Annotated in this window: 11 protein-coding genes and 3 pseudogenes; 6 read left to right on the forward strand and 8 right to left on the reverse strand. The window is 74.7% G+C overall.

Annotated features, from left to right (window positions below; all coding sequences use genetic code 11):
• Positions 1-19: 19 nt before the first annotated feature.
• The 4 genes and pseudogenes from MW084_RS04040 to MW084_RS04055 form a co-directional block, all read right to left on the reverse strand.
• Positions 20-387, reverse strand: a pseudogene (locus MW084_RS04040) (diguanylate cyclase); the annotation flags it as partial.
• Between the two features lie 74 nt (positions 388-461).
• The gene (locus MW084_RS04045; RefSeq protein WP_010469912.1) at positions 462-1,277 is read right to left on the reverse strand and encodes an enoyl-CoA hydratase/isomerase family protein; all 816 of its coding nucleotides are present in this window, start codon (positions 1,275-1,277) and stop codon (positions 462-464) included.
• Positions 1,278-1,313: 36 nt separating this feature from the next.
• Positions 1,314-2,453 carry an adenylate/guanylate cyclase domain-containing protein gene (locus tag MW084_RS04050; protein WP_275563474.1) on the reverse strand — a complete coding sequence of 380 codons (1,140 nt, stop codon included), beginning with the start codon at positions 2,451-2,453 and terminating at the stop codon, positions 1,314-1,316.
• Between the two features lie 151 nt (positions 2,454-2,604).
• A complete protein-coding gene (locus tag MW084_RS04055; RefSeq protein ID WP_029553949.1) occupies positions 2,605-3,477 on the reverse strand; it encodes a biotin--[acetyl-CoA-carboxylase] ligase in 873 nt (290 codons plus the stop codon).
• A gap of 119 nt (positions 3,478-3,596) precedes the next feature.
• On the opposite strand from MW084_RS04055, the gene MW084_RS04060 reads away from it, so the two are divergent.
• The 5 genes from MW084_RS04060 to MW084_RS04080 all read left to right on the forward strand — a co-directional run bounded on the left by MW084_RS04060 (position 3,597) and on the right by MW084_RS04080 (position 8,505).
• Complete coding sequence (locus MW084_RS04060; RefSeq protein WP_255114579.1) at positions 3,597-5,186, forward strand: acyl-CoA carboxylase subunit beta; 1,590 nt, start codon at positions 3,597-3,599, stop codon at positions 5,184-5,186.
• Positions 5,187-5,207: 21 nt separating this feature from the next.
• Entirely contained in the window at positions 5,208-5,414 is a 207-nt protein-coding gene (locus tag MW084_RS04065; RefSeq protein WP_275563475.1) for an acyl-CoA carboxylase epsilon subunit, read from the forward strand.
• Between the two features lie 82 nt (positions 5,415-5,496).
• Positions 5,497-5,625 carry a morphogenic membrane protein MmpB gene (mmpB, locus tag MW084_RS04070; RefSeq protein WP_010475640.1) on the forward strand — a complete coding sequence of 43 codons (129 nt, stop codon included), beginning with the start codon at positions 5,497-5,499 and terminating at the stop codon, positions 5,623-5,625.
• 80 nt (positions 5,626-5,705) lie between these two features.
• Positions 5,706-6,308, forward strand: coding sequence for a Maf family protein (locus MW084_RS04075; RefSeq protein WP_010475642.1), 603 nt, complete (start codon positions 5,706-5,708; stop codon positions 6,306-6,308).
• Between the two features lie 439 nt (positions 6,309-6,747).
• Positions 6,748-8,505: an acetyl/propionyl/methylcrotonyl-CoA carboxylase subunit alpha gene (locus MW084_RS04080; protein ID WP_010475644.1), complete on the forward strand. Its 1,758-nt coding sequence runs from the start codon at positions 6,748-6,750 to the stop codon at positions 8,503-8,505.
• Between the two features lie 98 nt (positions 8,506-8,603).
• On the opposite strand, the gene MW084_RS04085 is transcribed toward MW084_RS04080, so the two are convergent.
• A complete protein-coding gene (locus MW084_RS04085) occupies positions 8,604-9,035 on the reverse strand; it encodes a hypothetical protein (protein ID WP_010475645.1) in 432 nt (143 codons plus the stop codon).
• Positions 9,036-9,148: 113 nt separating this feature from the next.
• On the opposite strand from MW084_RS04085, the gene MW084_RS04090 reads away from it, so the two are divergent.
• Entirely contained in the window at positions 9,149-9,952 is an 804-nt protein-coding gene (locus MW084_RS04090) for a helix-turn-helix transcriptional regulator (protein ID WP_029553898.1), read from the forward strand.
• Between the two features lie 131 nt (positions 9,953-10,083).
• On the opposite strand, the pseudogene MW084_RS04095 reads toward MW084_RS04090, so the two are convergent.
• From MW084_RS04095 to MW084_RS04105, 3 genes and pseudogenes are all read right to left on the reverse strand, one after another.
• Positions 10,084-10,767: pseudogene (locus MW084_RS04095) on the reverse strand (DeoR/GlpR family DNA-binding transcription regulator); the annotation flags it as partial.
• A gap of 15 nt (positions 10,768-10,782) precedes the next feature.
• Positions 10,783-10,902 (reverse strand): annotated as a pseudogene (locus MW084_RS04100) (DeoR family transcriptional regulator); the annotation flags it as partial.
• Positions 10,903-11,115: 213 nt separating this feature from the next.
• A complete protein-coding gene (locus tag MW084_RS04105) occupies positions 11,116-12,555 on the reverse strand; it encodes an NAD(P)H-quinone dehydrogenase (RefSeq protein WP_010475651.1) in 1,440 nt (479 codons plus the stop codon).
• Positions 12,556-12,714: the final 159 nt, after the last annotated feature.

Raw genomic sequence — 12,714 nt, forward strand, 5'->3', positions numbered from 1 at the left:
GNNGCANCNNCNNGNCGCNCTCCCCGGGGCCCCCGCCCGGCCGGGCGTCCCGGCGGCCGGCCCGTCGCCGGCGGTCTCCACCCAGGCGTCGGGCTCGCCGCCGCCCGCCCACCGCTCGTGCAGGAACTCGGTGATCTCCGAGAACCGGTGCACCGGGTACGTCTCGTCCTCCGGGAACTCCTCCTCGCCGGGCGCCCGCTCCCCCGCGTTGACCAGCACCCTCAGCCGGCCGAGGTCCCGCTCCCAGACCGAGAGCGCCGCGAAGGAGCCCCCGAGCGCCCGGCACGCGCCGAGCGCGGCGGCCCGCCAGCACTCGCGCGGGGTGTGCGCCGCCGCCATCCCCTGCGCGAGCGCCACCACGGCCCTCAGTCGGACGTCCTCAGCCATCCCCCCAGCTTAGGAAGGAAGCGGCACTCCTCACCCGGGGAGCGGACCCGGCCGCGCCGGACGGCCCCGGCCGGCTACTCCCCCGGCCAGCGCGGCGCGCGCTTCTCGTTGAACGCCGCCACGCCCTCCCTGCGGTCCCCGGAGAAGGCGACGGACCGCCACGCCCCGTCCTCGACCTCCAGCCCGGCCCGCAGGTCCAGGCCGTGCCCCAGGCGCAGGGCCCGCTTGGCGGCGCGCAGCCCCACCGGCGAGTTCGCGGCGATCCGGCCGCCCAGCTCCAGGGCGGCGCCGCGCGCGTCGTCCTCGACCAGCTCGTCCACCAGCCCCAGCCCGGCGGCCTCCGCGGCGGGCACCCGGCGGGCGGTGAACACCAGCTCCGCGGCGCGCGCCGCCCCGACCCGGCGCGGCAGGAGCTGCGTGCCGCCGCCGCCGGGGATGACGCCCACGGACACCTCGGGCAGTCCGACGACCGCGGTCGCGTCGGCGACGATCAGGTCGCAGGAGAGCGCCAGCTCGAAGCCGCCGCCCAGGGCGAAGCCCCGCACGGCCGCGATGGTCGGCATGGGCAGCTCCAGCACGCCCGTGTAGGCGGCGCGGGCGGTCGGCCGCTGGCGCATCAGGTCCGCGTCGGTGAAGGAGTTGCGCTCCTTGAGGTCGGCACCCACGCAGAAGGCCCGGTCGTTGGAGGAGGTCAGGACGGTGACCCGGGCGTCGCGGTCGGCGGCGAGCGCGTCGCAGGCGGCGGCGATGGAGCGGGCCATCTCCGTGGACACCGCGTTCATGGCCTTGGGCCGGTCGAGGACCAGCTCCGCCACGTACCCGTGCCGGCGCACGGCGACGAACTCCCCGTACCGCTCCTCGGACTGCTGCTCGGACTGCTGCTCGGACATGGCGCCCGCCCTCCCGGTTAACGACCGTTATCGCGTCTACCCGGGGATCTTAGGCTCCCGCCGCGACAGCATCCAGGGCTCGACGACGCCGAGGCCGCGGACCGGTCGCTGCCACGTGGGCCGCAGGGCGAAGCGGTACGAGGGCGGGGTGCGGCCCTCCTCCGCCGCCCGGGCGGCCTCCTCCGCCGCCCGCGCCTCCGACTCGGGCGCCTCGCCCGTGCGGGACAGCTCCTCGGCGAAGGCGCCGTCGACGAGGACGGTGTTCTTGGGCGCTATGGAGGTGAGCCGGCTCGCCAGGTTCACGGTCGTCCCGAACACATCGCCCATACGGGTGGTGACCGTGCCGAAGGCGATCCCGACGCGCAGGGCGGGCATCGTCCTGTCCTCCTTCAGCGTCTCGGTGAGGCGCAGCGAGATCTCCGCCGCCGTGCCCGCGTCGTCGGCGGCGAAGAGCACCTCGTCGCCCAGGGTCTTGATCAGCCGCCCGCCGTGGGCCGCGACCAGATCGGCGCAGGTCGTCTCGAACGTCTCGACCAGCTCGCCGAGCTCCTCCTCCTCCAGCCGGCGGGTGAGCCGGGTGAAGCCGACGAGGTCCGCGAAGCCCACGGCGAGCCGCCGGTCCACCATCTCCTCGTCGTCGCCCGCCTGCACGACCCGGCCGGTCGCCGCGGCGAGCTGCCGCCGCCACACGTAGACCAGGAACTCCTCCAGCTCCGGCAGCAGCAGCTCCACCAGGGGGTACGTCACCTCGGTGCGGGTCATGCCGGGCTCGGGCGGCTCGGTCAGCCCCTCCAGGAAGGAGTCGATCTGCCACTCCGCGAGCCGCGCCGTCGTCTGCCCCGTGGAGCGGGCCACCTGCACGGCCATCGGCTCGCTCAGCAGCCCCGCCTCGACGAGGCCGGCCAGCCGGCGCAGCGCCAGCACGTCGGCCTCGGTCAGCGCCTTGGCCTGGCCGATGTCCGCGAAGCCCATGGCGCGCCAGAAGCGGGACGCGAGGTCCATGGAGACGCCGGCCGTGCGGGCCGCCTGGAAGGGGGTGTAGCGCCGCTCGGCGCCGAGGATCAGCTGCTCCAGGCGGATGGCGAGGGGGTTGTCGGTCGGTTCCGCCGTGTGGTCGACGACATGGTGGGGGGTGGGGTGTCCCGTCCCGCCCGCGTTCTCGCCGTCGACGGTCACCGGCCGCCTCCTGCCCGATCCGTGCGCACTGCCCTGCCTGCCGTTCTGTCGGTGACCCGCCGCCTCGACCACCCCGGCGAAACCGGCCGGCGGATCGCCTCAACGATACGGCAGGTGTGCCCTGGCTCACGTCCCGCGGGGTGGACCCGCCTCAGTCCGCCGGACGCAGGTGGACGATGTCGCCCGCCCCCACGGCCTCCCGCCGGCCGTCCGGGCCCGCCACGACGAGCCGCCCGTCCCCGTCGATCGCGACCGCCTCGCCGGTGAGCGCCCGGCCACCGGGCAGCTCCGCCCGCACGCCGCGGCCGAGCGTCGCGCAGCCGGCGGCGTACGCGGCCTGGAGCCCGGACGCGGACGGGTCGCCGGCGGCGGCGGTCCACCTGCCGTACCACTCCTCCAGCGACCGCAGGACGGCCCGCAGCAGCGGGTCGCGGTCGGTGCACACGGCGTCGGCGAGGGCGAGCGACCCGGCCGTGGGCACGGGCAGCTCGTCGGCGCGGAGGGTGACGTTGACGCCGACGCCGACGACGATCCCGTGGCCGCCGGCGCGCTCGGCGAGGATCCCGCCGGCCTTGCGCTCCTCGCCGGAGCCCCCGCGGAGGGTGACGAGCAGGTCGTTGGGCCACTTCAGCGCCGTGTCGACGCCGGCGGCCCGCGCCAGCCCGGTGGCCGCCGCGACCCCGGTCAGCAGCGGCAGCCAGGCCAGGCGCGCGGCCGGCACGTCCGGCTTGAGGAGGACGGAGAAGAACAGCCCCGAACGGGCCGGCGCCGACCAGGTCCGGTCCAGGCGGCCCCGCCCGGCGGTCTGCTCCTCGGCGACGAGGACGGCGCCCTCGGGCAGCGCGGCGGCGCGGGACGCCAGGTCGGTGTTGGTGGAGCCGGTGGTGGGCACGAGGTCCAGGGACGTCCACAGCCCGCCCGGCCGCAGGAGGGCCCGGCGCAGGGCGGGGGCGTTCAGCGGCGGCCGTTCGAGATCGCTCCAGCGGCTCGCCGGGCCTGTTCCTTCACCAAGAGGGGGCGTCATGCAACCCAGCGTAGGTGTGGCAAAGACCGCACTGCCCGGCGGCATCCCCGCCGATACTCTACGGGCCAGTAGCCGACAAGCCCGTGACCACACCTGACCAGGCAGGGAGCCGCATCCCGATGTCCGAGCGTCAAGAGATCGACATCCACACGACCGCGGGGAAGCTCGCGGATCTGCAGCGCCGAATCGAGGAGGCGACGCACGCGGGCTCCGAGCGTGCCGTCGAGAAACAGCACGCGAAGGGCAAGCTGACCGCCCGCGAGCGGATCGCCCTCCTGCTGGACGAGGGTTCCTTCGTGGAGCTGGACGAGTTCGCCCGGCACCGGTCCGCCAACTTCGGCCTGGAGCGGACCCGCCCGTACGGCGACGGCGTCGTCACCGGCTACGGCACGGTCGACGGCCGCCCGGTGGCGGTCTTCTCGCAGGACTTCACGGTCTTCGGCGGCGCGCTGGGCGAGACGTTCGGGCAGAAGATCGTCAAGGTGATGGACTTCGCGCTGAAGACCGGCTGCCCGGTCGTCGGCATCAACGACTCCGGCGGCGCCCGCATCCAGGAGGGCGTCAGCGCGCTGGGCATGTACGGCGAGATCTTCCGCCGCAACACCCACGCCTCCGGGGTGATCCCGCAGATCAGCCTGGTCGTCGGCCCCTGCGCGGGCGGCGCCGTCTACTCGCCGGCGATCACCGACTTCACGGTGATGGTGGACCGGACGTCGCACATGTTCATCACCGGACCGGACGTCATCAAGACGGTCACCGGCGAGGACGTCGGCTTCGAGGAGCTGGGCGGCGCGCGGACGCACAACGCGACGTCGGGCGTGGCGCACCACATGGCGGCCGACGAGAAGGACGCCGTCGACTACGTGCGGTCGCTGCTGTCCTACCTGCCGTCCAACAACCTGTCGGAGCCCCCGGCCTTCCCCGAGGAGGCGGACCTCGCCGTCACCGACGAGGACCGCGAGCTGGACACGCTCGTCCCGGACTCCGCGAACCAGCCCTACGACATCCACACGGTCGTCGAGCACGTCCTGGACGACGGCGAGTTCCTGGAGACGCAGGGCATGTTCGCGCCGAACATCGTCACCGGCTTCGGGCGCGTCGAGGGCTTCCCGGTGGGCGTGGTCGCCAACCAGCCGATGCAGTTCGCGGGCTGCCTGGACATCAACGCGAGTGAGAAGGCGGCGCGCTTCGTCCGGACCTGCGACGCGTTCAACATCCCGGTCCTGACCTTCGTCGACGTGCCGGGCTTCCTGCCGGGCGTGGACCAGGAGTACGGCGGCATCATCCGGCGCGGCGCGAAGCTGATCTACGCCTACGCGGAGGCGACGGTCCCGCTGATCACCGTCATCACGCGCAAGGCGTTCGGCGGCGCGTACGACGTGATGGGCTCCAAGCACCTGGGGGCCGACCTGAACCTGGCGTGGCCGACCGCGCAGATCGCCGTGATGGGCGCCCAGGGCGCGGTGAACATCCTGCACCGCCGGGCGCTCGCGGCGGCCCCGGAGGACGAGCGGGAGGCGCTGCGCGCCCGGCTGATCCAGGAGTACGAGGACACGCTGCTCAACCCGTACACGGCGGCGGAGCGCGGCTACGTCGACGCGGTGATCATGCCGTCCGAGACCCGCTCGCAGATCGTCCGCGGGCTGCGCCAGCTCCGCACCAAGCGGGAGAGCCTGCCCCCGAAGAAGCACGGCAACATCCCCCTGTGAGGACCCCTGTGAGGAGCTTCGATGATCAAGGTCGTACGGGGTAACCCGACCCCCGAGGAGCTCGCCGCCGCCCTGGCGGTGGTCCGGGCCCGCGCCGCCGCGGCGGCCTCCGCCGGGGCCGCGGGCGCCCCGGCCCCGGAGGCGTGGTCCGCGCCCGCGCGCGTCGTACGGGGCGTGCCGCCGTCCCCGGGGCCGCGGTCCTGGGCGCGGAGCTGCTGGCCGGCGTAGCGGCGGGTCCGGCCCCCGGAGGCGTCCCGCCTGAGTACGCGTACTCAGGCGGGACGGCCCCCGCGTTCCGCAGGATCGAAGGATGCTGTGGTCCGACCCCGAGAACGAGCCGCCCGAGGAGATGCGGGCCATGCAGGCCATGCTCCGCCGCGCCGGCGTCCTGCTGGCGCTGGCGATGCTCGTGGCGATGTCCGCCGCCGGCCTGCGCTGAGGCGCCCGCCGGACGCCAGCATCCCTCCTCCCCCCNCCNACGCNGCCCGCCGCGCCCGCCGGGCTGCATACGATGGCGTCATGACCGCTCAGCGCCGCCTCGTCCTCGCCTCCGCGTCCCCCGCCCGCCTCGGACTGCTGCGTCAGGCCGGCTTCTCCCCCGAGGTCGTCGTCAGCGGCTTCGACGAGAGCGGGGTGACCGCCCCGACCCCCGCCGAACTGGCCCTGGCGCTCGCCGAGGCCAAGGCGTCGGTGGTGGCCGCCCGGCCCGAGGTGTCGGGCGCGCTGGTGATCGGCTGTGACTCGGTGCTGGAGCTCGACGGCCGGGCGTTCGGGAAGCCCGCCGACGCCGAGGAGGCCGTCGCCCGCTGGAAGGCCATGCGCGGCCGGGTCGGCGTCCTGCAGACCGGGCACTGCGTCCACGACACGGCGGCGAAGCGGTACGCCTCCGCGACCGCGTCCACGCTGGTGCGCTTCGGCGACCCGACGGACGAGGAGATCGCCGCGTACGTCGCCAGCGGCGAGCCGCTGAACGTGGCGGGCGCCTTCACCCTCGACGGCCGCTCGGCGCCGTTCGTCGACGGCGTCGACGGCGACCCGGGCAACGTCATCGGCCTGTCGCTGCCGCTGCTGCGCCGCCTCCTGCACCGGCTGGACGTGTCCGTCACCGACCTGTGGGCGTAGGCCGCGGCCGGACGGCGCCGGGCGGGCTCGCGGCGCCTCCCCNNCGGGCGGCACGNCGCCCGCCGCCGGCGCGGCCGCTCCGCGGGCCGTCCCGGCTCCGCCCGCCCCCTGCCCGCGGTGCGGGCGACCGGCAGGCTACTCACGGGTAAACCCCCGGACAAGCCTCACGGCACGCCGGGCAAAGAATCGTTCCCCCGTTCGTAGGGACTCCACAAAGAAACGGGACACCCCGCTGGCCCCGGGAACAGAGACCCCGACCGCGCCGCCGGGCTACTGTGCAGCCAGGAAGCCCTGCGCGCTGAGGTGGCACAAGGGGTTTCGGGGTCTGAGCGGGTCCCGCATCACGCTCCGTGTGGGCAACCTCACGACTGGGGAACAGTCGAAACGTCGTGTCGGCAGTCCCTAAACTCAGCGTGTTTTGGGAATGGAGGGAGCCATCGTGCGCAAGGTGCTCATCGCCAACCGTGGCGAAATCGCTGTCCGTGTCGCCCGTGCCTGCCGGGACGCCGGGATCGCGAGCGTAGCCGTCTACGCCGATCCGGACCGGGACGCCCTGCACGTCCGTGCGGCGGACGAGGCGTTCGCCCTGGGCGGTGACACCCCCGCGGCCAGTTACCTGGACATCGCGAAGGTGCTGCGGGCGGCGAAGGACTCGGGGGCCGACGCGGTCCACCCGGGGTACGGCTTTCTGTCGGAGAACGCCGAGTTCGCCCAGGCGGTCATCGACGCGGGGCTGACGTGGATCGGCCCGCCGCCGCAGGCGATCCGGGACCTGGGCGACAAGGTCGCCGCCCGGCACATCGCGCAGCGGGCCGGGGCGCCGCTGGTGGCCGGCACGGCCGACCCGGTGTCGGGCGCGGACGAGGTCGTGGCGTTCGCGAAGGAGCACGGCCTGCCGATCGCGATCAAGGCTGCGTTCGGCGGCGGCGGGCGCGGGCTGAAGGTGGCCCGCACCCTGGAGGAGGTCCCGGAGCTGTACGACTCGGCCGTCCGCGAGGCGGTCGCCGCCTTCGGGCGCGGCGAGTGCTTCGTGGAGCGGTACCTGGACCGGCCGCGGCACGTGGAGACGCAGTGCCTGGCCGACACCCACGGCAACGTCGTGGTGGTCTCCACGCGCGACTGCTCGCTGCAGCGGCGCCACCAGAAGCTGGTGGAGGAGGCGCCCGCGCCGTTCCTCACCGCCGAGCAGAACGAGCAGCTGTACGCGGCGTCGAAGGCCATCCTGAAGGAGGCCGGGTACGTCGGCGCGGGCACGGTGGAGTTCCTGGTCGGCAACGACGGCACGATCTCCTTCCTGGAGGTCAACACCCGCCTGCAGGTCGAGCACCCGGTGACCGAGGAGGTCACCGGCATCGACCTGGTGCGGGAGATGTTCCGCATCGCCGACGGCGAGGAGCTGGGCTACGGCGACCCGGAGATCCGCGGCCACTCCTTCGAGTTCCGCATCAACGGCGAGGACCCGGGGCGGGGCTTCCTGCCCGCGCCGGGCACGGTCACCGTGTTCGAGCCGCCCACCGGCCCCGGCGTGCGGCTGGACGCGGGCGTGGAGTCCGGCAGCGTCATCGGCCCGGCGTGGGACTCGCTGCTGGCCAAGCTGGTCGTCACCGGCGCCACCCGCGAGCAGGCGCTGCAGCGGGCGCGGCGGGCGCTGGCGGAGTTCCGCGTCGAGGGCATGGCCACCGCCATCCCCTTCCACCGCGCGGTGGTCGCCGACCCGGCGTTCACCTCCGACCCGTTCCGCGTCCACACCCGGTGGATCGAGACGGAGTTCGTCAACGACATCCCGCCGTTCGCCGCACCGGCCGACGCCGACGCGGAGGACGAGGAGCGGGGCCGCGAGACGGTCGTCGTCGAGGTCGGCGGCAAGCGCCTGGAGGTCTCGCTGCCCACCTCGCTGGGCATGAGCCTGGCCCGTACCGGGCTGGCGGCCGGCGCCCGCCCCAAGCGCCGTGCGAAGAAGAAGGCCGCCTCGGCCGCCTCCGGCGACACCCTGGCCTCCCCGATGCAGGGCACCATCGTCAAGGTCGCCGTCGAGGAGGGCCAGGAGGTCAAGGAGGGCGACCTGATCGTGGTCCTGGAGGCCATGAAGATGGAGCAGCCGCTCAACGCCCACCGCGCGGGCACCGTCAAGGGCCTCTCCGCCGAGGTCGGCGCCTCCGTCACCTCCGGCGCGGTCATCTGCGAGATCAAGGACTGACGCCCGCCCGCCGTACGCGTGAGGGGCCCACCGGTCGGTGGGCCCCTCACGCGTACGGCGGCACCCCGGGGGGCCGGGGGCGCGCCGGCGGCGACGGCTCAGCGCCCGGCGGCCGCCCGGCGCAGCCCGGCCCACTCCAGCACCGCGTAGACCGCCACCACGAGCGCGCCGGCCGACATGAACACGACCCCGAAGCCCGAGAGCGGGAGGACGCCGCCGAACGCGACGGCGGCGCAGGCGACGGCCGACACCCCGTTGACCGCGACGACGCCCCGGACGAGCGGGGGCCGGGGGACCGGGCGGCGGGCGATCCCCAGCAGGACGGCCGCCCCGCAGAGCTGGAGGACCCCGAAGACGACGGAGAACGCCACCGGCATCCCCGTGGCGGTCCCGAGCGGCCCGGCGGCGGCCACCAGCACGGCGCCCGTCACGGCGGTGCTCACCCCGTCCACGCGCAGCACCGTCCGCAGGAAGCGGGCGGACCGGACCGGGCTCGGGCTCGTGTCCCGCAGGGTCGGGGCGTACGTCATCGCGGATCTCCTCCTCGGCTGGTGGCGGCCCCACCGTGCCACGCGGCGGGTCACCGAATCCATGACCTCCGGGGTCATGGAGCCCGGCCGCGGCCGGCGCGTACGGTGGGGCGGTGAAGACCGAAGACGCGCCCGGGGTGGGGCGGTTGCTGCGCGGGTGGCGGCTGCGGCGGAAGCTCAGCCAGCTCGACCTGGCGCTGCGGGCGGAGACGTCCACACGGCACCTGTCCTGCGTGGAGACCGGCCGGGCCCGCCCCAGCCGGGAGATGGTGCTCCGGCTCGCCGAGCACCTGGACGTGCCGCTGCGCGAACGCAACGGCCTGCTGCTCGCGGCCGGTTACGCCCCCGCGTACCGGGAGAGCCCGCTGGACGACGGGCGGATGGCGATGGTCCGCACGGCCCTGAGGACGATGCTGCTGCGCCACGAGCCCTACCCGGCCGCCGCCGTGGACGGCCTGTGGAACGTCGTCGACCGCAACCGCGCGATGTCCGTCCTGCTCGACTCCGTGCCGCCGCACCTGACGGAGTCGGGCGGGAACGTGATGCGGCTGGTCCTCCACCCGGACGGCCTGGCCCCGCGGTGCGTGAACTTCGCGGAGGTCCGCGCGCACGCGCTGGGCCGCCTCCGCCACCAGGTCGCCACCACCGGCCGCCCCGACCTGCGGGACCTGTACGAGGAGGTGGCCGCCTACCCGCCGCCGCCCGGCCTGGACCCGGCGCCGGACCCGGTCGGCCCGGCGGACATCGCGGTGCCGCTGCGCATCCGCACGCCGCACGGGGAGATGTCGTTCTTCAGCGTGATCGCCACCTTCGGCGCGCCCGCGGACGTGACGCTCTCCGAACTGGCGGTGGAGACGTTCTTCCCCATGGACGAGGAGACGGCGGTCCTGCTGCGCGCCCTCGCGGCCGGCCGGTGACCGGCCGCGCCCGGCGCCCCGCCCCGGGGGCCGGGGTCAGCGCCGGCGGAGGTCGGCGACGCGGGGCTGGCGCTNATCATGAGNCTGNNGACGACNNNNCCGCGGAGCTGGGAGCCGGGGTGGCGGGCGCNGCGCTGGCCGGGCAGGGGGGTGTCCCGGCGCTGGTGGCGGGCCTGCCGGGCGCCCTCCGCGGCGGGCGCCCCGGCGCCGCCCGCGACGGTGATCTGGACCCCCTGGTCCGCGAGGGCCCGGAGCTCCATCGCCGCCCGCTCGTCGTGGGGGGGCGGCTCGTCGGTCACCAGGCGCGTGATCATGTCGGTGGGGACGGTCTGGAACATCGTGTCCGTGCCCAGCTTGGTGTGGTCCGCGAGGACCACGACCTCCGCCGCCGCCCGGACCAGGGCCCGGTCGACGCTCGCGGACAGCATGTTCGACGTGGACAGCCCGCGCTCCGCGGTGAGCCCCGCGCCGGACAGGAAGGCGCGCGACACCCGCAGCCCGTGGAGGGCCTGCTCGGCGCCGCTGCCGACCAGCGCGTAGCTGGAGCCGCGCAGCGTCCCGCCGGTCATGACCACCTCGACGCGGTTGGTGTGCGCCAGCGCCTGGGCGACCAGCAGCGAGTTGGTCACCACGGTCAGGCCGGGGACGCGGGCGAGCCGGCGGGCCAGCTCCTGCGTCGTCGTGCCGGCGCCGACGACGATCGCCTCGCCCTCCCGGACGAGGCCGGCGGCGGCGTCGGCGATCGCCGCCCTCTCCGCCGTCGCGAGGTGGGATTTCTGCGGGTACCCGGGCTCCCGCGTGAAACCGCCCGGCNGNACCGCNCCGCCGTNCCGGCGGTCGAGGAGTCCTTCGGCCTCGAGCGCCCGCACGTCCCGCCGGACGGTCACTTCGGAGGTCTGGACGACGCGGGCGAGCTCCCGGAGCGACACCGCTCCGTTGGCTCGCACCATTTCAAGGATCAACTGGCGACGTTCTGCAGCGAACACGGAACCGACAGTAACGCCGTTGAACGGCGCCCCGCAGGCGCGGAGGCCGATTTCGAGAAGTTGTGAACAGAAGGGGCCGCCGAGTGCTATGGGCGGCCCCGTCCGTGAACGGTCCGTGACCGCTCGGTGTCCCGTCTTGCCGGGGGTTGCCGGGGGTTGTCCCCGGCGGCCGGCGTCTCAGTCCTCCCCGGCGGGCTTCCGGGTGTGCAACTGCCGTGCCACTTCCGCGATCGATCCCGACAGCGACGGGTACACGGTGAAGGCGTTCGCGACCTGTTCGACCGTCAGGTTGTTGTCGACCGCGATCGAGATGGGGTGGATCAGCTCGCTCGCCCGCGGCGCGACGACGCAGCCCCCGACGACCGTGCCCGTGCCCGGGCGGCAGAAGATCTTCACGAAGCCGTCCCGGATGCCCTGCATCTTCGCGCGCGGGTTGCGCAGCAGCGGCAGCTTGACGACCCGGGCGTCGATCCTGCCCGCGTCGACGTCGGCCTGCGTGTAGCCGACGGTGGCGATCTCGGGGTCGGTGAAGACGTTCGAGGAGACCGTCTTCAGGTCCAGCGGCGCGACCGTCTCGCCGAGGAAGTGGTACATCGCGATGCGGCCCTGCTGGGCGGCGACCGACGCCAGGGCGAAGACGCCGGTCACGTCGCCGGCCGCGTACACGCCGGGCGCGGACGTGCGGGACACCCGGTCGGTCCAGACGTGGCCGGAGTCCTTGAGGCGGACGCCCGCCTCCTCCAGGCCCATCCCGGCCGTGTTGGGAACGGCGCCGACCGCCATCAGGCAGTGCGTGCCGGAGATGACGCGGCCGTCCGCGAGGACGACCTCCACGCGGTCCCCGACGCGCTTCGCGGACTGGGCGCGGGAGCGGGCCATGACGTTCATGCCGCGGCGCCGGAACACGTCCTCCAGGACGGCCGCCGCGTCCGGGTCCTCGCCCGGCAGGACGCGGTCGCGGGAGGAGACGAGCGTGACGCGCGAGCCGAGCGCCTGGTACGCGCCGGCGAACTCGGCGCCGGTCACGCCGGAGCCGACCACGATGAGCTCCTCGGGCAGCTCCTCCAGGTCGTACACCTGCGTCCAGTTGAGGATGCGCTCGCCGTCGGGCCGGGCGTCGGGGATCTCGCGGGGGTGGCCGCCGGTCGCGACGAGCACGGCGTCGGCGGTGAAGGCCTCCTCCGTGCCGTCGTCGGCGGTGACGACGACGCGGCGCGAGCCGTCGAGGTCCTGCGTCCCGTCGAGGCGGCCGCGGCCGCGCACCACGCGGGCGCCGGCGCGGGTGACGGAGGCGGCGATGTCGTGCGACTGGGCGAGCGCGAGGCGCTTCACCCTGCGGTTCACCTTGCCGAGGTCGACGCCGACGACGCGGGCGGCCTGCTTCTCGTACGGGGTGTCGTCGGCGACGATGATGCCCAGCTCCTCGTACGAGGAGTCGAAGGTCGTCATGACCTCGGCCGTCGCGATGAGGGTCTTCGAAGGGACGCAGTCCGTCAGGACGGACGCCCCGCCGAGGCCGTCGCGGTCGACGACGGTCACCTCCGCGCCGAGCTGGGCGCCCACCAGGGCCGCCTCGTATCCGCCGGGTCCGCCACCGATGATCACGATCCGGGTCACTGGGTCACGCCTCGCGCTCTCGTCACGGCGACCCCGCGGACGGGTGGGCCCAGGGGTCGGGGTTGTCCTCATGGTTCGGGAGTACGTACGTCATTGTCCCGCACTGTTCGGTCCGGTGGCATTCTCCCGCACGCCGCCGCCCCGCCCGCCGGGGAGGTC

The organism is Streptomyces sudanensis (assembly GCF_023614315.1).
In the GTDB taxonomy this organism is placed as follows: domain Bacteria; phylum Actinomycetota; class Actinomycetes; order Streptomycetales; family Streptomycetaceae; genus Streptomyces; species Streptomyces sudanensis.